The 20,287-nt window shown below is 54.7% G+C and carries 14 protein-coding genes; 4 read left to right on the top strand and 10 right to left on the bottom strand.

Going from position 1 to position 20,287, the window contains the following annotated elements; translation table 11 throughout:
• Positions 1-304 precede the first annotated feature (304 nt).
• The 6 genes from ERE07_RS03425 to ERE07_RS03450 form a co-directional block, all read right to left on the bottom strand.
• Positions 305-1,171, bottom strand: coding sequence for an HpcH/HpaI aldolase/citrate lyase family protein (locus ERE07_RS03425; RefSeq protein WP_130007385.1), 867 nt, complete (start codon positions 1,169-1,171; stop codon positions 305-307).
• A gap of 64 nt (positions 1,172-1,235) precedes the next feature.
• Positions 1,236-2,117, bottom strand: a complete 882-nt coding sequence (locus tag ERE07_RS03430) for an amidohydrolase family protein (protein ID WP_130007386.1) — start codon at positions 2,115-2,117, stop codon at positions 1,236-1,238.
• 3 nt (positions 2,118-2,120) lie between these two features.
• Positions 2,121-3,215 (bottom strand): cyclase family protein, encoded by a 1,095-nt coding sequence (locus tag ERE07_RS03435; RefSeq protein WP_130007387.1) that lies wholly within the window; start codon positions 3,213-3,215, stop codon positions 2,121-2,123.
• Positions 3,133-3,831, bottom strand: a complete 699-nt coding sequence (locus ERE07_RS03440; RefSeq protein WP_130007388.1) for a GntR family transcriptional regulator — start codon at positions 3,829-3,831, stop codon at positions 3,133-3,135. The genes ERE07_RS03435 and ERE07_RS03440 overlap by 83 nt, the downstream gene beginning before the upstream one ends.
• Entirely contained in the window at positions 3,828-4,535 is a 708-nt protein-coding gene (locus tag ERE07_RS03445) for an isochorismatase family protein (protein ID WP_130007389.1), read from the bottom strand. The genes ERE07_RS03440 and ERE07_RS03445 overlap by 4 nt, the downstream gene beginning before the upstream one ends.
• Positions 4,532-5,758: a CaiB/BaiF CoA transferase family protein gene (locus ERE07_RS03450; RefSeq protein ID WP_130007390.1), complete on the bottom strand. Its 1,227-nt coding sequence runs from the start codon at positions 5,756-5,758 to the stop codon at positions 4,532-4,534. The genes ERE07_RS03445 and ERE07_RS03450 overlap by 4 nt, the downstream gene beginning before the upstream one ends.
• 93 nt (positions 5,759-5,851) lie before the next feature.
• Here ERE07_RS03450 and ERE07_RS03455 point away from each other — a divergent pair, with 93 nt between their 5' ends.
• The 3 genes from ERE07_RS03455 (at position 5,852) to ERE07_RS03465 (ending at position 8,790) form a co-directional block, all read left to right on the top strand.
• Complete coding sequence (locus tag ERE07_RS03455) at positions 5,852-6,829, top strand: TRAP transporter substrate-binding protein (protein WP_130007391.1); 978 nt, start codon at positions 5,852-5,854, stop codon at positions 6,827-6,829.
• An 89-nt stretch (positions 6,830-6,918) separates the two neighbouring features.
• The gene (locus ERE07_RS03460) at positions 6,919-7,419 is read left to right on the top strand and encodes a TRAP transporter small permease (protein WP_130007392.1); all 501 of its coding nucleotides are present in this window, start codon (positions 6,919-6,921) and stop codon (positions 7,417-7,419) included.
• A 111-nt stretch (positions 7,420-7,530) separates the two neighbouring features.
• Positions 7,531-8,790 (top strand): TRAP transporter large permease, encoded by a 1,260-nt coding sequence (locus tag ERE07_RS03465; RefSeq protein ID WP_130007393.1) that lies wholly within the window; start codon positions 7,531-7,533, stop codon positions 8,788-8,790.
• Between the two features lie 643 nt (positions 8,791-9,433).
• Here the strand turns inward: ERE07_RS03465 and putP are convergent.
• The 3 genes from putP to ERE07_RS22165 form a co-directional block, all read right to left on the bottom strand.
• On the bottom strand, positions 9,434-10,933 hold the full coding sequence (gene putP, locus ERE07_RS03470) for a sodium/proline symporter PutP (RefSeq protein WP_130007394.1): 1,500 nt from the start codon (positions 10,931-10,933) through the stop codon (positions 9,434-9,436).
• Positions 10,934-11,684: 751 nt separating this feature from the next.
• Positions 11,685-12,542, bottom strand: a complete 858-nt coding sequence (locus ERE07_RS03480; protein ID WP_167670710.1) for a metallophosphoesterase — start codon at positions 12,540-12,542, stop codon at positions 11,685-11,687.
• Positions 12,543-12,815: 273 nt separating this feature from the next.
• Complete coding sequence (locus ERE07_RS22165; RefSeq protein WP_130007397.1) at positions 12,816-18,305, bottom strand: autotransporter domain-containing protein; 5,490 nt, start codon at positions 18,303-18,305, stop codon at positions 12,816-12,818.
• A gap of 591 nt (positions 18,306-18,896) precedes the next feature.
• Here ERE07_RS22165 and ERE07_RS03490 point away from each other — a divergent pair.
• Positions 18,897-19,445, top strand: coding sequence for a YdeI/OmpD-associated family protein (locus tag ERE07_RS03490; RefSeq protein ID WP_130007398.1), 549 nt, complete (start codon positions 18,897-18,899; stop codon positions 19,443-19,445).
• 200 nt (positions 19,446-19,645) lie between these two features.
• Here the strand turns inward: ERE07_RS03490 and ERE07_RS03495 are convergent, their stop codons facing one another.
• A complete protein-coding gene (locus tag ERE07_RS03495) occupies positions 19,646-20,203 on the bottom strand; it encodes an OsmC family protein (protein WP_130007399.1) in 558 nt (185 codons plus the stop codon).
• Positions 20,204-20,287: the final 84 nt, after the last annotated feature.

Genomic DNA, 20,287 nt, shown 5'->3' on the forward strand with positions numbered 1-20,287 from the left:
ATCAGACAAGACAGCCTCTGAAAGCCGGGACTGTCAGATCAAGTCGCGACTACTACACACAAGCGCTCGTATATTATCAAGGTATCCATGCCGCGATATTTGCATGCCACCTATAGCGCGACGATCTGCTTATGCCGTCCACGCGAGAATTGTGGCCATCGTAGTGCCGGCTTCGACTTGGTTGAGAATCGCCATGATTTGGCTACCGAGAGGGATAGCCAGTCATGGTATTGATATCGCAGATCTCGCTACAACACGCCGGAATTATTGATTGACCCCCACTTGACAATAACAGACAACTTTCTCACTCAAGCGTATCGGCCCGGCGAGCCCTTTCGATCAGCCGTCGCGCACTTTCAATAAATGGGCCATCAACCAGTTTCCCGTCAACCACAAAAGCACCAGTGCCTCGAGCGAGATTATTCTCTGCAGCCTCCATCACACGAAGGGCGTGGGCGACTTCGGCGGCATCTGGTATGAAAATATTGTTAGCCAATCGAACCTGAGAAGGGTGTATGCAGCTCTTGCCTGCGAATCCCATTGCATTCGCTGCTTTCGCGTCTTCCTCGTAGCCTTGTGGATTGCCGATATCGACGTAGGCGCCATCGTAAGCCTCGATTCCTGCTTCGCCTGCGGCTAAACGTACTTGGATTCGGACGTACTGACACGCCTCATTGCTCGGTTGAATGCCTAATGGTTTGAATAAATCACCAAAACCTATTTGCAGACCACACACTCGTGGATGGGCCCGAGCGATCTCAGAGGCACATCGAAGTCCGCGTGGCGATTCGATATTGGCAAGGATGCCAATGGGCGTATCTACACCATGCTCTTTCTCGGCACGCTCGAGTGCTTCTGCCATTGCGATGACCGCATCGGGCGATTCCACCTTCGGAAGGTTAATCTGATGTAAGGCTGCACAAGCCACCGCCTGTATATCGTCCTGAAACTCCGGTGTGTCGATGCTGTTGCAACGGACGATGAGGATCTTGCCAACCTCTTGTTTAGGGGGCAACGATTTCAACCAAGTAGCCAATTCGACTCGAGCGGTGGCCTTACGCCGTTGCTCAACGGCATCTTCGAGATCAAAAGAGATACCGTCCGCCTCGCTTTGCATTGCCTTGGTATACAGTTCTGGACGCGAAGCAGGTACAAACAATTTACTACGCACGGTGCGGTTCTCCTCTATCTACTATTTGATCAATATGGCAGGCACGATCGGGGCCATGGCGCGGTCAAGCCGCATGCGGGGAAAACCCGTAGAGCCTTTCCGGGTTATCTACTAGAACACGCCGTAACAGCTGCGGCGAGGGCGCCCAGCGCCGTAACAGCCTTCGCAATTGAACAGTCGCTATGGGCCGACCGGCGCTTATCTCCGTTACATGGGGCCAGTCGCTACCCCATACCAACCGTCCCGGCGCTGTCCTGATCAAGGTCGCTACCGTCGCTGAAACCTCGGGATAGTCCGGCTCACCGATATGGCTGTTTAGATAAGCTCCAGACAGCTTCACCCAACAGCGGCCGTTATTCAACAGTTCCTTCACCACAGGCCATGCGGCATGCTGTAGACCCTGTTCAGGTGGCAGTCGCATGATATGGTCAAACACGATGGGGCAAGGAAGTCGGTGCAGCAGAGCCGCACTATGTACTATTTGGTCTGCGGTCATATGCAATTGAACGTGCCAATCGAGATCTGCGATGCGCTCCGCCATTTCTTCGAGGAGGTCCAGATTCATGACCGTATCAGCATCATTCCAGACGCTGAATCTTAATCCTCGAATGCCCTGGGTGTTTAGCTGCCGAAGCTCAGTTGCGCTGATGCTCGGCGCTACCACCGCGATGCCTCTTGCACTTTCGCCGAGTTGGCGCAGCGCATCGAGCAAACAAGCGTTATCGGTACCATAACGCTTCGCCTGCACAATCACGGCCCGGCTTGTGCCAATCAGTGGTTGAATTTTTCGATAGTCGTTGACCGTCGCATTCGGAATCAACGCATCATAACGAGCGGTTTGCGAAAAACGCCCGTCGAAGATATGCAAGTGGCTATCGCATGCGTAATCTAGCCAACTTTCAGGAGCAACTTCTAAAGATGATGTTGTAGAGTTGATATTCTGCATATCTTATCTCAGCGCTATAGCGTTCGCCGGCGAGCCGACACCACCACGCAAATTCAGTGGCACAGACACAAAAAAGTACTCGTATTGTTGATTCTGCTGAGCATCTTCGGCTAGTGCGTCCAGATCGAACATTTCTCCCAGCAAAAGCCCTAATCTCGCAATAGCAAGATGCAAGCTCGGCCGATTCTCGTGCAAAGGCCAAGCTTCGACAGTTACAGAATCAGAAGCCACGCCAATCAAGCGTTGGTCCCACAAGAATTCCCACATATCAAGGTCTCCTGATATGCCTGAATAGTCTCGATCAGCGAACAATTTACCGCGAGTGACGTCGCTTTCCGCCTCGCGGAAGGCATGAACCCAGCCAGTGCGGACCAGGAGCAGATCGCCTTGCTGTAGTTTGGTCTTTTGCCGCTCGAGGCAAGCAAGCAAGTCTTCGCGCGTAGCGACAAGACTGCCATTGGGTGACCAATGCTGGCCCGTTGCTGAGAAGAAACGCGGCAGGTCGATCAGTACTGCTCGTGTGGCGATGCCGTACCGGACAAAGTGTTCGATGCCATTGCGTGTGCCTACGCCTTGGGTAATCTCATTGTCCTGTGCGTTGTTATAAAAACCATGTACAGGGTCGCCCACATGGGTCAGCCCATCCCACTGCGTGGAAGCTTGTAGGAAGAAATCGTCGACTTTGTCATCCCGGATATTCAGACCCGCATACGTTGTTTTGAACAATGTTTGACGCGGCGGCTTGCGTATATTGTGCGTCGCACATCCGATCGCACCAAGAGGCAAGTTCAACGGCAAGTTCAAATTGAATCTCATGCCCGTCTTCACCAGGCTGGCCGCAGCAGCGGTCTTGGCAGGCAATAGATTGTTCAGCATGCCAAGTTGGTCATTCGGTCCCCATACCCCCCAGGCTAATGGCACATCCGAATCATCAGGCCGGGGTAGATCCATGTAAGCCGTGAACCCAGATCCTGCGCAGTTGGGCGAGGTGGTCATAACCATGTTGGTCGCTCGATCATTGGATGGATGTCTGGCTGTCTTCTTCTTCGCGCGCAGCGCGATACGCTTCGATGACATGCGGAAGGTTAAACAGAACATGTTCGCGCTTCAGCTCCGCTGCGCAATCAAAGCGGCGCTCTTCGAGCGCGTCAATCATCTTTCTTAAGTATTCCAACGAGCGGCTTTGCGATAGACGCCGAGATAAAAGGTTGTAGCGTAATGGCTCGGACATCTCGTTTAACCTTTTCAGCGCCAATCGCAATGGCGCATTGTCGAGATAGTCGACGATCGAATCAAAAAACCGATGGATTTCCGTAAGGTAGGTGCGGGCATCCTGTTTGTCTCTCGCGTGGCTCATACGTACACGGCAAGCTTCCAGGGTTTCAAGCAACGGGGCCAGATCGCCGACCTCGCTAAGGCAGCGCATGCCGTAGCTTTCGAGTTCGGCGCGCAGCAGATACTGATCGCGGATCTCCTTTTCTGTATAGAGGGTGACGCGAAACCCGTGACGTGGCTTATGAGTAACGAGTCCACTCTGCTCAAGCAGGAGCAAAGCTTCGCGCGCCGGTGCCCGGCTTACACCATAGCGTCGCTCGAGTTCTTGCTCACGCACAGGTTGTCCCGGCTTGAATGTACCGTCGATAATCAGTTCACGAATCTGCGTGCGCAGAAAATAAGGAATCGTGCTTGGAACGTCCCTGTGGCTTGATGTCATAAGCATTTCCTTTCGACGACGGGTTCTAGTTCCTGAAGGTAGGTAATGGCATCTTGCATGTCGACAACGTCCGCAAACTGCCGATCCATGTCGAACAAGCTAATGATGTGGGAAACGTTGATGCGGTCAAATACACACTCTTTGGGAACGATCGTTCTGAAGTTGTACGACGCAGCATCAAACACGGTTGCGCGGATGCAATTGCTGGTGGCACCGCCTACGATGATGACGGTGTCGATACCGCGATCAACCAGGTATCCCAGCAAAGGCGTGCCATGAAATCCGCTGGGTTTCTTCTTAACAAATACAACATCGCCATCTGCCGGCTGAAGGCCGTCGATCAACTGCGCGCCGACGGAGCCTGATAAACACCAGTGTTCGCTGGCCAGCAAATCTCGTTTTCGTGAGTAAACTCCCATATCGCTGCCATCGGCAGCCAACTCGAAGCGCGAGAAAAAGCACGGCACTTGCGACCGCTGGGCGACGTCTACGAGTTTTGTAATTGCGTCGGCAGCCTCGCGCCCGACTTCGCCGCAGCTGGACGGCCAATGTTCGTCCTTATTGGCCTCGCCTATCATATATTTCTGAGCATCGATCACAATGACGGCGGGCCGACTACCGAACCCCATGCGGCGACTAAAGCCGCCTCGGCGAATCGTGGCGATGTCCTTTTCCGACAAATAGGATTCCCAGAGCGTTGTCATACTTTCCTCTCTCGAGCCAACTCGCTGGCCGCACGTAGCTCTTCAAGCTCTTGTTCGCTCCAACCGATTTCACGAAAAATCTGATCTGTATGCTGTCCCAATGCCGGAGCCGCGGCAGGTGCCGGGCCTGTATATTCTTTGAAATGTACTGGGCGGGTTAACCCTCGGTAGCGGCCAACTGTAGGATGAGTATAAGTCTTGATCAGATCCTGCGAAATGACTTGTGGATCGTCAAACATGTCTTCAATAGGCTGAACCGGTGCACAAGGCACACGATCTGCGAAGATTTCCTTCCATTCGACAGCGGTGTAAGCCTGAAGCGCCCGACGCAAAACCGGCACAATTTCGTCTTCATGCTCGGCGCGCTTTTTAACCGAGTCATAGCGCTCATTTTTACCCATTTCGTCGAGCCCTGTCAGCTCGCAAAGTGCGTTCCAGAAATGGGGCGTATTTGCCGAGAGATACAGGCTGCCTTCGCGCGTGGGGTGCAGGCCGGTGATACCACCTGATCGCATATCACGCCACACATTACGATCTTCTCCATCAGCCCAAATAAATCTGGCCGATTGCATGGCTAATGCTGCGCCGAGCAACGACACACCAATGTACTGGCCGAGTTGCGTGCGCTCGCGCTGGTAAAGCGCTGAAGCCACACTGCCTGCCACGAGCGCAGAGGCGTAGTAGTCGACGACTGATCCGTAAACGATCGCAGGTTCGCTCGGCGCTCCCTGAAACGTACAAATGCCGGTCATGGTTTGCAACACCTGATCGTAACCGGCGCTGTTTTTCAACGGGCCGCTCTCGCCGTACCCAGTCAATGCACAGTAAATCAAGCGTGGATTACGTGCTTTCAGCGTGTCGTAGTCGATGCCGAGGCGCGAAGGGACTGCAGGTCGAAAATTGTGCACGAGAACATCTGCCGTTTCGACAAGACTCAAAAGCGCCTGGATGCCCACGGGGCTTTTGAGATCGAGCACGACACCGCTTTTGCCACGGTTAACTCCTAAGAAGGCCCTGCTGTCACCCCGCAGCGTTGATGGGTAATTCCGCAGATTGTCTCCCCATGGCGGCTCGATCTTTATGACTTCGGCCCCTTGGTCTGCCAACAAGCTGCATCCATAGGGGCCGGCGATATAAGCACTTAAGTCCAAAACGCGTACGCCGGCAAGCGGCCCGCCGTTGCAGCTTACTTCGTCCTTGTGATCCCAGCTTGATCCTGCCATTGCTCCCCCAGTGTACAAATCCAGTGCAGTTATTGTACTATATATTGTCGACAATATATATATGACGTTAATTCAAAGCCAAAGGAGAAGCTAATGAATCTGCGTAAACATCCTCTCGTCGTTTTGGGCCTGGCCGCCACACTGGCGTGCGTGGGGCTTCCTGCCGCCGCAGCGACTGATGTGACCGTCGCTTATGTCACCGCGCCTGATTCACCGCAGGGAGCTCAGGTGAAACATTTCATTGAACTTGTCAATAAAGAGATGCCCGGCCAGTTCAATTTCAAAGTATTTCCTAGCGGGCAATTAGGTACCGAATCATCGGGTTTGCGCCAATTGCAGGTTGGCACCCTAGATATGGCCAATCTCGTCACGCCCATCACCGAAGCTGTGCCAAAAATGGGCATCTTCGATTTGCCGTTTCTATTTAAGGGCGATGAGCACGCCCGGCGCGCTCTTACGCCCGAACTGCGTGACGAAATGCGGCAAACCGTTGAAGGCGCTACCGGGCTTACGCTCCTGGGAATTTATGACACCGGCTTCAGGCAAGTCATCTCAAAGCGTCCAATCCATACAGTTGCAGACATGGCAGGCGTACGAATCCGGGTGCCAGGCGGGGCGCTCCGTCAACAACTCTTCAAGGATCTTGGCGCTAATCCGACCCCTATCGATTGGACCGAAACCTACACCGCATTGCAGACGGGTGTGGTAGATGGTGTCGAGGCGGCCATCTATGGGCACTACGAGGCAAAGCTTTATCAAGTCGCGAAGAACCTCGTCATGACGAACCACGCCTTTTCTCAGAGCTACTTAACGGTTTCTAAAACCTTCTGGAACAAGCTTACTGACGAGCAGAAAAAGCAGTTCAGGAAGATAGGGCAAGAGATGATCGATTGGTCCTTCGACTATTCGATCGACACCGCACAAAAAGATCTTGATGTCATGAAGGCAGATGGCTTGGAAATAAATGAAATCAATCAAGACGAGTTCCGTAAGCGTGTTGATCCTATTTACTCGGCATATATAAAGAAGTATGGCGACTCTTGGGTGAAGGCGATCGACAGCGTGCAATAACTCTTCTTCACCTCTTCATTGCTATCCATCCGCATGACGGGCGCAAACCCGGACGCGGATGGCCTATCTGACATCACAGCGAGTCGACTATGAAGCCCTGGCAAATCTTGGACGATGTTACGGACGCGGTTCTTGCCGCGAGCTTGGCTGCCGTCAGCGTCATCATCACCATCAACGTGATCATGCGCTACGTCTTTAATGCATCACTCTCATGGTCAACTGAGCTGAGCGGTGGCTTGCTTGTTTGGATCACATTTCTTGGGGCGTATCGTTGCTCGCGAGAACAGACTCATCTGAGCATTTCGCTACTGTCTGAGCATTGCTCTCCCCGTACGCGCCACCGAGTGGCAATCGCACGTTCATTGATTCAATGTGCCTTTTTCGTCATGCTCGGCTACCTCAGCTTGCGTGTCACTCAACTTGTGGGCGGTAGCCACATGCAAACAATAGAGTGGCCCGTAGGAATTTGGTTCTCTGGCATATGTGTCGGTTTCTTTCTACTGACCTTGTCCGAAGCGCGCGATCTCGTGACGCTCATAAAGCAGCGGCCGACCCCTCCGAACGACCAAGCAAGCCGCTTAGACATATGAGAGGGTGGCGTGTTGCGTACAGATGTTTTTCCCGTGACGAACGAAACGACGTGCTCAGTGCATCAGGCAACAGTCACATGGCCTTCTAAATCTTAGGGATGCGAAAAGTAGATGTTTACAACCATAGCGATAATAATCCTGCTTGTACTTATCGTCCTCGAGATACCAATCGGGTTTGCACTTATCATTGCATCGAGCATCGGGCTATGGCTTTCGCCCGCAGGCCTAATGAACGCCCCGATCAAGCTCTTGGATAGCACCTCCAATTTCGTCATACTCGCGCTGCCGCTCTTCATATTGATGGGCGCGCTGATCACGGAAGCGGGTATTGCTCGACGCCTTATCGACTTGGCTCAATCCTTAGTCGGCTGGATGCGAGGCGGACTTGCGCATGTGAATGTCGTAACGAACATGTTCGTCGCGGAAATTAGTGGTAGCCCGACGGCAGACGCAGCAATGCTGGGCAAGATTTTTGTACCCGAAATGGCTGAAAACGGTTACCCAAAAGAATTCGCCGCTGCCGTTACTTCCGCCGCTGCCGTCATAGGCGGCATAATTCCTCCATCCATTTCCTTCATCATCTACGGAGCTGTCACTAACACATCCGTCAGAGATTTGTTCATTGCTGGGATCATACCGGGGATATTACTGGGTTTTCTTTTTATGGTAGTAAGCTACTTATACGCAGTACGTAAAGGGTTCACAAGCACACAGCCCTTCAGTGTAAATCTTCTGCTGCGTGCGACAAGAGATGCATTGATCCCGTTGCTGATTCCAATATTGGTGGTCGGTGGATTGATTTACGGTGTCTTTACGCCAACCGAAGCGGCGGGGGTGGGTGTTGTGATAGCCTTGGGCTATGGTTTAGCAACCCGGTTGTTGACCCGTCAAGCGTTTTATAGAAGCCTTGTCATCTCTACACACCAGAGTGCTGCCATCATGGTTATCATTGCTGGTGCTGCGCTTTTTGGCCAACTACTGGCGCTTGAGCAGGTGCCACAGCACATTAGCGCATTTCTTGCGAATATGGGCGCGTCCCAGATTGAAATGCTGCTTCTCGTGAATATAGTCCTGTTATTCGTTGGCTTATTCCTAGAGCCCGCTTCAGCGATACTCATCGTAGTGCCACTCTTATACCCGATTGTCATCCAGTACGGCATCGACCCAGTCCACTTCGGCGTGATGACAGTCGTCAACCTCGCTATTGGGCAACAAACCCCTCCTACCGCACCTGTATTGCTGACAGTATGCGCCGGGTCAAATCTAAGAATCGGCCCGGTGTTGACGTACATGAAATATTATCTCGTGGCCATGGTTATCGCCCTGATGCTCATTACGTTTGTACCGGAGCTTAGTCTGTGGCTTGTATAGCTGTTAGCGCCGATATAATACTGACCCACCGAGCGTGTGGACAAAATCTTGGACTACTTTGGAGTAGTTCATGTACTCGTACGAGGATCGCCTGCGTGCCGTCAGGCTGTATCTGAAACTTGGCCGTCGCATCAATGCATTCATATCGGTATCCATGAATGCGACATCTAAGAATTGTCCTGCGCCGCCCATGCATTGGCACACACTTTCTGATACGCACCTGCGCTGACCGGCTCAGCGGCGATGGCCCAGCAGATGCGCCATGAACAAACTACCAAACGTCGCTCCAGCAAGTCTGCAGTCGCAGCAGTCGATACTGCACTAGGTAAACAAGGCATTCGTCCTAGTCGAGTTCCAGGCAATGAGCAAGAGGCAACGCTCAACCGTCATCAGTTTGTTCGTGCACCTGCTAGTTGTTAGCGCCGATCTCCATCATGTCCATGATCGACCTAAAACGTTCAATATCTAGTGCATATTTGATTGTATTTTTTTATGTATATTGTGCACCACTCGTAGCCCTTTAGGCGCCATACTCCAGTTTGTGCTTGCGTGGGCATTTTCGGGAGATCCGTGAATCGATTGCTGCGGGTGTGTGTCCGAGCATCAACTGTGCTCGGACACACACCCGCAGCCAGGCCTTCAATCAACTGGCCTCCACCGCCCGGAACTCACGTTGATTTTGGGTCATCAAGCTGACCACATAAATCACAATCCAGGAGATGATAAAGCCGGGAATGATCTCGTAAACTCCAGGCCCCCCCATGAAGCTGGCATCCCAACCCAAAGAGGTCCAGATGATGACGGTTATCGCGCCCGCCACCAGGCCGGCAACGGCGCCGGCGCCCGACATTCGACGCCACGTCAGCGCCAGGACCACCAAGGGCCCGAACGCAGCGCCAAAGCCCGCCCATGCATGGCTGACCAGCGAGAGCACTTCAGATTCAGGGTTGCGGGCAATGATGGCAGCAACAATACCCACCGCAATAACACTTATGCGACCAACCATCACGCTTTGCTTTTCGGTGGCTTCCTTGTTCATAAACAAGCGATAGCAATCCTCGACCAGCGACGAAGAGGACACCAGCAACTGACTGGAAATTGTGCTCATGACAGCCGCCAGCAAGGCCGCGTATAAAAAGCCCGTAACGAGTGGGTGAAACAAAAGATCGGCAAGTACGATGAAGATGGTTTCAGGGTCTTTGATGTCCAGTCCATTGCGGATCGCATAGGCTCGCCCGAAGATGGCCATGGTGACTGCGCCAAGCAGAGAAATAAACATCCAGGCCATGCCGATATTGCGGGCCGCCGGTACATCTTTGACAGATCGCACTGCCATGAAGCGAACAATGATATGCGGCTGACCAAAATAGCCGAGCCCCCAGGCAACCGCAGATGCCCACGCAACAAACGACAACCCCTGCGTCCAGGAAAGGTAGCCGGCGGGTTCGGTAACGGTGGACAAGGTTTCTGCAGCTTGAGAAATACCTCCGCCGCCATCGCCGTACAGAACCACAATCGGCATAATGACCAGCGCCAACATCATGATGCAGCCCTGCACGAAGTCGGTGAGGCTAACCGCGAGAAAGCCGCCAATTGACGTGTAGACCAGCACAATAATCAGCGTCAACCAGACACCGGTTTGATAATCACTCAGGCCGCCAAAGGTAAACAGGCCACTAAAGGCCATGTCAAACAACTTGCCGCCCGCCACCAGGCCGGATGATGTATACACCGCAAAAAAGATGACGATGATAACGGCCGACACTATGCGCAATGCCATGGCCTGCGTGGGGAAGCGACTGGCCAGAAACGCCGGAATGGTTAATGCGTTGTCATAACGTTCGGTCTGCTCGCGAAGTCGCGGCGCAACAACAACCCAATTAATGAGAGCGCCAACCCATAGGCCGATACCGATCCAGGCCTCCTGCAAGCCGGCGATAAAAATCGCCCCGGGCAAGCCCAGAAGCAGCCAGCCACTCATATCGGAAGCCCCTGCGGACAACGCCGCAACAGCAGGATTTAGATTTCGATCCGCAAGCAAATATTGTTGTGAAGAAGAAGTAGACTGACGCCAGGCATAAAAGCCGATTGCAAGCATCAAAAGGAAGTACAGAATCAAGCTAACCCAGACACCAATCGCCATGACACTTCTCCTTAGCGTTCGAGATCCCCTCGTGATGTTCTACCGCTGTATTGTTGATTTATGAGTTGACACTATTTGTTATGGGCACACGCTAACATAATTGGTTGCCCATTCAAAACTCAACGTGGCGCGGCCGCAACGGACTAAGCGAACGTAAGCCTGCATTACCACCATCAACTCAGAGGAGCGTATTACGCGGACCACGGTCACTTTGGACAACAAGCTTGTCCCCAAGGCGCGAGACTCGCCTGGGATCCAGGAGATCTCCAGCTAGATCCAATATGCGTTGAAAGCATTTGTTGAAAGAGAAGCCGCAAAGCGGTTGGCCCTGCTCAGTGGATGTTGCCCTACGTTTCTTCCACACTAGATTAGATTGGCCTCGCCGCATGCTGCGATGTCTTGGGTTCCGTCGCTGTGCAAGCCGTCTCAATCGGTGGATTAGGGCCAATATAGGAAACCTCCCCGTCCTTCCACACCACAGCGTACTGGCCCAGACGACGCTTGCGGTCGAGGGCCTTCGCAACCGACCTCTGTAAGCTTTCCAATATCTTACGGTCGTCGTTATCGTATAGGGTCGTCATACACCTGCCTCGCTGCGTAGATGCTGATACACGTCAGTATCGAATACCTCAACTTGATCCCCTTGCTGGGTAAAGACTGCAGTCGGGATATCACCACTGTTCAGGTAACAATGTGTCTTATGTACCTTGGATGCATAGTATTTGAATAAATTGTACAAGCGGCGCCCCAACTACCCCACCCCTAACCACCCCAACACCTGCTTGTGATCCACCATCAGTAATTCGCTGTCGGCACTCCGCAGATAAGCGCCTCTATCCACATACAAATGGGAGGCGTGCAGTGTCATCTGCGATACGGGCGTATGCCCAACGTAGGTGAGAGAGAGGCCAGGATAATGAGCGTTCTGACTGATCATCAAAGGGCCTTGGGGGGTGTCGATAATTCTGCTGGCTGCCTCATCCACCTGTTGTATGAGCCTGCGGCCCCACATGATGGGTTCGGTCATCTCGGCCAGGAGGCTGTCATCCAGCATGGTGTCGGTCACGATACGCCGCCCTTCCCGCTTGCCATTCCGTGCTCCGGTAAGACGGCGCCAAAAACCTGCCTTCTCTTCTTTGGCGCCCGTGGTCATCAGCTCCGCATGCGCTATGTGAAATTGCTGATTGCCGTCTCCTACGGTAATGACATAGGGTAGCTCGGCGACTTTAGGCAGAATGATGTTCTTGATCTCGATCAGTTCATCGGTGGTTAACGCATCGACCCATGCCCCGCCGTTACGCATCAGCAACGCGCCAGCGCCCGGACTGGGTTTGATCGACGACGCGGAGGGGGGCAGATAGCCCAGGAGCATATCTTCGTGGTTGCCGCGCACGGCATGGAACCAGGGCTGGTTCAGCAACCGCAGGCAGCCCATGGCGTCGGGGCCCCTATCGGCCAGGTCGCCGACTGAAAGCATTCGATCTGCATCAGGATCAAATTGATGACGATCCATTTCTGCTTCAAGCAGATCCAGACAACCGTGCAGGTCGCCAATGATGAAATCTCGTCCCCGCGTATTCGCGGGGATTTTTATGTGCAGCTTGGTCATTAAAGGATAGTGCTTCGACCAGCCTGCGGATCGCATACGACCTCGTACGGACTGACGTGTAAAGTGGGCTGGCCTTTGACTAGTTATCTAATTTAGACCATTTTATCAATATCCCGGACGCACCAATGCAATGATTGGTAAAGGGGTAGCATGCGGCTCGCACCTGGAGAGGTCGCTCGCAACGCCGCAAGGCGAGCGCCATTGCCTTGGCCAGACGCACCTATGCCGCTCGCTACAGAGCTCGCATAGGGGGCGTCCGGCCGCCCTTTTCGCTTAGAAACGCATCTTCAGGAACAACGTGCCGGTATTGTCGATATTGCCGTTGCCAAACTGACCGCTGTAGTTCAGGCCCATGGCTGCGTTCCTGCCGACGGCTATTTCGGCGCCCAAGTCTACAACTGCTGCATCCTTGGCAATCGGCGCGCCTGACACCTCGAAGTTGGTGCCGTTACCTTGCAGGAATGCCAGTTTGCGGGTCGCATCGAGGTCACCCGAAGCGTGGCGCCAGCCCAATCCACCCGTAAAGCTGGCAAGCTTGCTACCCATTTCCACCGAGGTTTTAGCGCGAACCCCTAGCGTCGTCGTGATGATATCGTCGCTATGGCTGCTCCCTGTCAGCGCTGCCGGGCCGCCCGATTCGCTGAAGCTCTTGGAACGCTGGCTTAACCATGCCAGACCGATATAGGGTTCCACCTGCGCACGTTCGCCCACCGGCACCGCGTAACCCAGATCGGTGAATACTTGGGTTGTGCGTGCATCGTACTCCGCCTTCAGGGTTTGATCGCCACCGACGGTGACTGAACGGCGAGTGTCGATCTTATGAAATGTGTATGCGGCTCCAGCCAGGAAATTGATCGAACCATGGGCAGCTTCCCAATTATTGCCACCATAGACCGCCGCGGTATAGCTGTCTACATCTGACTTGGAAGCACGGTCATTCAGCTTGACGGTGCTATCGGTAAAGCCCACAGCGCCACCCAAACGCCAGCCCGCACCCAGTTGAGTGTCGCCACCGACAAACAGACCTGCGGTGTCGGTCTTGATGGTCGCCGCGTTGCCGTTACCCTTTTGCTGTTGCCAGTTGCCAACTACCTGCACCCACAAGGGATAAGCGGCGGAAGTCGGCATGGCAGAACTTGGCAGTGTGCCCGATGCCTGCGCGGTAGGCGCGCCGGCAAGCATGCCCGCCCCTAGATTGCCGCGCATGCGGTTAGCCAAGGTACGCTGCACCAGACTGCTGGTACTCAGCAACGCTGAGGAGGTGCTTGCATGGATTTCACCCGACAGGCTGTCGAATGCTTGCTGCACGGCGGCGGTGTCATCCGATATCCGAAGTATGCCGTCGTAAACCGCGTTGTCGCGAGGCACGCCAGCAAGGCCCGTTGCCGCGCCCCGTTGATTGTCGGTGGCGGCTAAGGCGGTAAAGGGGACATCGTTGCGTATCAGCGTCATGTAGACATCGTTGGCGCCGTAGGACAGCTCCGGATCCAGGAAGGCATAGGATGACGTAATGTCGGAGAACGCACCATTAATGCCTTGATCCGCAGTAATGATCGAGTAGGTGGAATACAGCTTGATGTTGCCATCTATGCCAATGTGCTGGACCGTACCGTTCAGGTATGCCTTGCCGGTTACGTGGGTTTGATCGCTCTCGTCTCCGCTGACTTCAACTTGATAAATTGAACCCGGCTTCATCGTTAAATCGCCCACCACGTTGATGTGGCCAATGGAGTTGCCCGGCGCAAGGATACCGCCGCTGTTGATTACCGTTGAACCTATCGTTCCCGAACCCGCGACCAGGCCGCCCGCCCCGACGTTCGTGGCGCCTGCGATGTGCGCATTTGGATTCTTGCCCAAGTTGACAATACCCTGGTTGACCATCAAGTCTCCGCTAAAGCCAGAGTTGTCGCCGCCAAAGGATAAACGCCCTGTACCGTCCTTTACCAGATGTCCGTCACCGGATACATTACCGCCGTAGCTTGCATCACCGGACTCGTCAAACGTGAATGTGGCGAGGTTTGCGATTTGCACGTTGCCCGTGAAGTATTCCGCCGAGCTGGTCACCTTGCCGTTGTTGACCGACCAATCCAAACTGCTTGATCCCGTCAACCGGAGCGCTCCCGATCCCTCCTTGACCATGACGCCATTGCTGCCGTTCAGGCCACCGACATCGCCACCGTAGACGCCATTGGTGTCCTGGTTGAAGACCACCTTGCCGGCATTGGCAATATTGCCTGCTAGACTGTTCGCATTGCCAATCAGCGTGCCATGGAAAACATCCCAGTTCTGATTTTTCTGGCCTTCACCCGTCAGCGTCCACTCCGAGGATCCACGCTTCTCCAGATGATTGAAGTAGTTGGATGGGCCGCTGATTTGATCTACGTTGAACGTGTCGTTAACGTTGCCCGTCAGTTGAAGCGTATCGCCGCCATTCGTCGTGCCGCTGCTGCTGTTGATTTTGCCGTCGATTGAGTATCCGCCATAGAGCTTCAGCGTGTTACCACCGCCCGAAAAATCCACTGCATGGGCGCGATACGCTTCGTCGCCGGCATGGCCGCTCACAAAGCCTCCACTGATCGCGCCTCGGTTGTAGACGGTGATTCCGCCGGTCCCCGCAATACCCACACCCGCTGCTCTGCCGTTACCCCCCGCAATGGAGCCGATATTGACAATGGTGCCGCCGTTATCCGCTTCGATACCCGCGCCGCCGACCGAGCGGCGACCACTGCCCTGGCCGCCATTGATGGAGCCAGCATTGGCGATCAGGACACCATCGCTGGCTGCGATTCCTGAGCCTGCTATCGCTCCCTTGCCGCCCGTGATGTCGCCAAGATTGCCGACGACAACGTTGTTGTTCGCTTCGATACCGGCGCCACCGGAGGACATTGCGAGACCTTGGCCATTACCGCCGGTGATTTCACCACGGTTGACAACCGCCACGTGATTATCGGCACGGATGCCTGCGCCACCAGCACCGGCCAGCAAGCCTGCGCCATCGCCCCCACTGATCTCGCCACGATTGAAGATAACCGCATGATCGGTGGCGCTTATGCCATTGCCACCTTCGCCACGCACGCCGCCAATGCCCGTGCCGCCATCGATGTCGCCACGGTTCAGGACGAAGGAGTTATTGGCCGCCAGACCTGTGCCGCCTGTGCCAGCGATGCCGCCGAGGCCGCTACCGCCTTCGATCTTGCCTCGTCTGGCGTTCACGACAGAAGTTTCATTGAGCGCCACCAGACCTGTACCACCCTTGCCGGCCTCGCCGCCTATGCCGGCACCGCCTTCAATGTTGCCACGGTTTGCGACATGACTTTCGATCGCCACCAGGCCAGCGCCGCCCTTGCCAGTCGTGCCGCCAAGACCATCGCCGCCAGTGATGTCGCCACGGTTTGCAACGTTGCTGCCCACTGCCACCAAGCCGGTCCCGCCTTTGCTGGTCTCGCCTCCAATGCCATCACCCCCGTCGATACTGCCGCGGTTTAAAACATTGGCGCTGCTTGCCTTCAGACCTGCCCCACCTTTGCTAGCGATGTCGCCCAGGCCATCGCCCCCGTCAATATTGCCACGGTTCAAAATCAATGAGCTGCTTGCCACCAGGCCAGCGCCACCTTTACCGACCTTGCCGCCAAGGCCAGCGCCACCAGCGATGTCGCCACGATTCAGGACAAGTGAATTGTTCGATTCCAGGCCATTACCTCCGGTGCCGATCTTGTCACCAATGCCGTCGCCGCCATCAATGTCGCCACGGTTTGCAACGTTGCTGTCGAGTGCGACTACGCCTGTGCCGCCTTGGCCGATCTTGCCCCCAATACCATCGCCGCCGTCTATGTCACCACGGTTTGAAATGTCGCTGTCGAGTACCACCACCCCGATGCCACCGGTACCGCTCTTGCCGCCAATGCCGTCGCCGCCATCAATATCGCCACGGTTTGCAACGTTGCTGCCCGCTGCCACCAAGCCAATACCGCCTTGACCGGACTTGCCGCCAATGCCGCCGCCGCCTTCAATATCGCCGCGGTTTGCAACGTTGCTGCCGAGTGCGACTACGCCACTGCCGCCTTGGCCGATCTTGCCACCAAGACCATCGCCGCCGGCAATATCGCCGCGGTTTGCAACTTCACTATCAATGGCCGCCAGACCAGTGCCGCCGATACCGGTTTTGCCGCCAATCCCGCTGCCCCCTTCAATCGTGCCGATATTCAAGGCAGACGAACTGCTGGCGATGAGGCCGTCGCCGCCCAGGCCGCTTACGCCACCGATGCCATTGCCGCCTGTCACATTGCCGTCATTCAGTGCAAAGGAATCCGTAATGTTTATACCCTCGCCCCCGCTTCCGCGAAGATGGCTGCTGCTTTCGCCCCCCGATACCAAACCACTATTCAGGACACTGGCGCCGCTGGCCACAATCGCTTGACCGCCCTGCTTTCCATTGCCGCCGAGAATCTGGCCAGAGCCGGTGTTGACAATCGACGCACCATTGCCCGCCGCAATCCCCGTACCACCGTGCGTACCATTGCCACCCGTAACAACGCCGCCATTCGCTATCGTGCCGCCGTTATTGGCGATAATGCCCATGCCACCGATTTGATCGCTATGTCCGCCATTAATAAAACCGGTATTTCCTATTGTGGCGCCATCATTGGCAATAACGCCTGCGCCACCAGCAATCTCGCCATGACCACCACTCACATCGGCGCTATTGGTAATCACACCGCCGTTATAGACATCAATGCCTGCGCCGCCGGTTACGCCGTCGCCGCCTTTTATACCGCCTGAGTTATTCAGCACAAAACCAATATCAGACCCGGACCCGCTCTGGTCTGCATAGACGCCCGCACCTCCGTGTGCTCCATTACCGCCGGCAATATCGCCGGAATTATTTATCAAACCGCCGTTGCCGGCATGAATCCCTGCCCCACCGCTGCCATCGCTACCACCGAGCGCGCCTTTGCCGCCATTTCCGCCGGTGATCGTGTCGCTATTCTGGACGATGACATAGCTGTCGGTGAACAGGCCGTTGCCGCCCCCGCCACCACCACCGCCGGAAGAACCGTTGCCGCCATCGCCGCCACGAATATCGGCGGTATTCCAGATCGTGCTTGTATTGTTAAAAGAGACGCCGTTTCCGCCACCGCCGCCGCCACCGCCGTTGATCAGACTCAGCGGGCCTTTGCCGCCATTTCCGCCATCGCCGCCGGTGATCGTGCCCGAGGCATACAGAATGATGGACTTATTGGCGTGGACGCCGTCACCACCGCCTCCACCACCGCCCCCATTCAACAAACCGTTTCCGCCTGTTCCCCCGTTAGCACCCGAGGCATTGTCAACATATCCCAGCCCAAGGAATGGCGTTACCGATTTCCCGACTGTTCCGCCCGTCCCCCCTGAGCCGCCGCCGAATCCCCATAAACTGTCCCCGTCACCGCCACTACCGCCATGTCCGGCACCGATGCCCGAGTCGTGACCGGATCCCCAGCCATCGATACCGCCACCCCCACCTCCACTACCGCTGTTACCACCTGAGCCTGCCAAAAGGAAGCGCGCGCCACCCTCCCCCGGTACAGTCTGCAGCGCATCAGCGGGCAGGTTCGGGGCGGCATATGCCGCAGAACAGGCCATCGCCGCCAATGTCAGAGTAAATGTGGCGGCTGAGGGACGGCGAATCCTCCGTTCAGACCCCGGCGCACTGCTCGCCAACTCAGACACCGCCTGCATTACGCCCAATGCCCTATTGAAAACGACGCGATAAATATGGTTCATATTTATTCCCCTGAACCAACAATGATTGCTGGATATGGCACGCCGTCGGGGCCGCTTTCACTCGAGGAAGGCGAATTTGTCTTTTCTTGGACGATCATTTTGGTCGTATTCCTATTGGGAACCGGAGCAACCGGAAATTGGGTATAGGGGTCGAATCGATGAAATTATGTCTAAATGTAATTATTACAATCATAATACTGCAATGAAAGTAACAGAATAATAATCAAAGTTTCATTATCCAGCCAACGGAATTATTTAGCCTAGGACCTTGATTTATCTGACATTAGTGGATGAAAGCCAAGAACATTAGGCCGCAAGTGTTTGTATTGACGCATCTTTTAGAAACATATCGATATAAAACGATTCGCTTTGACCTAGGTAGAAACACCTAGGCCAAATACACGACCAATCGTGCAGAAATACATCGTGGGGGCTGACCAAGTGAGAAACAGAACTGACACGGCGAAAAAATAGGCGGTGGAAGATAAGGCTTCCCCGCCAACAGGTGCAGGCTGATTTGTATTTATTGCTCGCGAATTCACGCAGTTTGGCTGTAACCTACACCCGATGGAACGTCAAAGGTATCCTGACATGCCAAAAACAAAAGCATCCACATTCAAGACCAAATTGTATTGTCCGGCCAATCCCGGCGAGGATGGCCCATGGGCGTTTCTTGTCTTGCCCAAAACCGCCAGCGACACGCTGCCCAGACGCGGCAGAACGTCGGTAGAAGGAACCATCAACGGCCATCCCTTTCAAGCAACGCTTGAGCCAGATGGCCAGCTCAGCCACTGGCTGAAGGTCAGTCAGGCACTTCTGGAAGGCGCTGCCGCCTCGGTTGGGGACACCGTTGCGGTGCAAGTTTCCCCAGCCACGCCGGAACCAGAGCCCGCCATACCTGATGATCTGCAAAAAGCACTGGACAAGTCTGCGACGGCAAAGGCTACTTGGGACGGCACCACGACCATCGCGCGCCTTGACTGGATCCATTGGATTGAGTCCGCAAAACAGGCCAAAACCCGAAAACGCCGCGTTGAAAATGCGTGCGACATGCTGTCTTCGGGCAAAAAGCGCGTATGCTGCTTTGACCCTTCCGGCTACTACGACAAGAGCCTGCGCGCGCCACAGGCGGGCAACTAAACGGTATCGAATAGACCTTGGTCAAAATACCTGGCGATTCTGCTGAGGTTTCATATTTGAATTCCCCACGACGCAAACAGAGAGGATTTCATGTCCGTGTCAATGTGTCTTGACACGAGCCCTTGCTATTGTGCGCCCATACGGGCGCACAAGCACTGTGGCGCGCATACGGCGCACCGTCGGTTTCAAGAATGGGCCAGCTAAACCATCCGAGTGGTGATGCTAACCGGATTGGCGAGCGTGTCATGCAGTGGTGAATGAGATGGCAAGGAATCCACCAGTATTTTCAATGCTTCGGAATCAGTATTCTCACTCTTGAGCCTCACATCCACGCGTATCCCTTGAGCTCCGTTGCGCACACTGGAATCAATGCCCAGGAAGCCGCTAAGGTCAACATCAAAATACAAATCCATTTCGATCTCATCAAGCTGGATTCCCTTGGCTGCCGCCATCGAAGTGAGCGTAACGGTGTAGCAAGACGCAAGACTTTTCAGTGCATATTCCGCAGGACTGACACCTAGATCAGTGCCCAGTAGTGGCACTGGCTCGTCGCTTATCAGCTTGAACTGGCCCCTGCGTGTATCATCAGCCACACCATTTTGAGTGATTGCCCCGGTTTCGCTTTCCAGGGCGACACCACCCGCCGATTTCCCATGCATGCAGAACGTCACTTTTGCCAAGCCACGGTTTTTCTTGACTGCATCAATCGTTTCGCTGACCTTATCGATGTCAAGATAGGGTTTCGAATTGTCTTTCATATATATCCCAGTAAATTTCAAATGAGGAACAGGTCGTTGTCCGGTTTTCCGTTCGGCATATTGTTTTCAACGCGTTCCGCGGAA

The sequence above is a fragment of the Allopusillimonas ginsengisoli genome, from assembly GCF_004153455.1.
GTDB classification, from domain to species: Bacteria; Pseudomonadota; Gammaproteobacteria; order Burkholderiales; family Burkholderiaceae_B; genus Allopusillimonas; species Allopusillimonas ginsengisoli.

Coding starts and splice junctions, on each gene's coding strand:
- ERE07_RS03450 (WP_130007390.1), bottom strand. CDS start 5,758: ATGGCAGGATCAAGCTGGGATCACAAGGACGAAGTAAGCTGCAACGGC.
- ERE07_RS03455 (WP_130007391.1), top strand. CDS start 5,852: ATGAATCTGCGTAAACATCCTCTCGTCGTTTTGGGCCTGGCCGCCACA.
- ERE07_RS03480 (WP_167670710.1), bottom strand. CDS start 12,542: ATGACCAAGCTGCACATAAAAATCCCCGCGAATACGCGGGGACGAGAT.
- ERE07_RS22165 (WP_130007397.1), bottom strand. CDS start 18,305: ATGAACCATATTTATCGCGTCGTTTTCAATAGGGCATTGGGCGTAATG.
- ERE07_RS03460 (WP_130007392.1), top strand. CDS start 6,919: ATGAAGCCCTGGCAAATCTTGGACGATGTTACGGACGCGGTTCTTGCC.
- putP (WP_130007394.1), bottom strand. CDS start 10,933: ATGGCGATTGGTGTCTGGGTTAGCTTGATTCTGTACTTCCTTTTGATG.
- ERE07_RS03440 (WP_130007388.1), bottom strand. CDS start 3,831: ATGACATCAAGCCACAGGGACGTTCCAAGCACGATTCCTTATTTTCTG.
- ERE07_RS03495 (WP_130007399.1), bottom strand. CDS start 20,203: ATGAAAGACAATTCGAAACCCTATCTTGACATCGATAAGGTCAGCGAA.
- ERE07_RS03465 (WP_130007393.1), top strand. CDS start 7,531: ATGTTTACAACCATAGCGATAATAATCCTGCTTGTACTTATCGTCCTC.
- ERE07_RS03430 (WP_130007386.1), bottom strand. CDS start 2,117: ATGCAGAATATCAACTCTACAACATCATCTTTAGAAGTTGCTCCTGAA.
- ERE07_RS03435 (WP_130007387.1), bottom strand. CDS start 3,215: ATGTTCTGTTTAACCTTCCGCATGTCATCGAAGCGTATCGCGCTGCGC.
- ERE07_RS03445 (WP_130007389.1), bottom strand. CDS start 4,535: ATGACAACGCTCTGGGAATCCTATTTGTCGGAAAAGGACATCGCCACG.
- ERE07_RS03490 (WP_130007398.1), top strand. CDS start 18,897: ATGCCAAAAACAAAAGCATCCACATTCAAGACCAAATTGTATTGTCCG.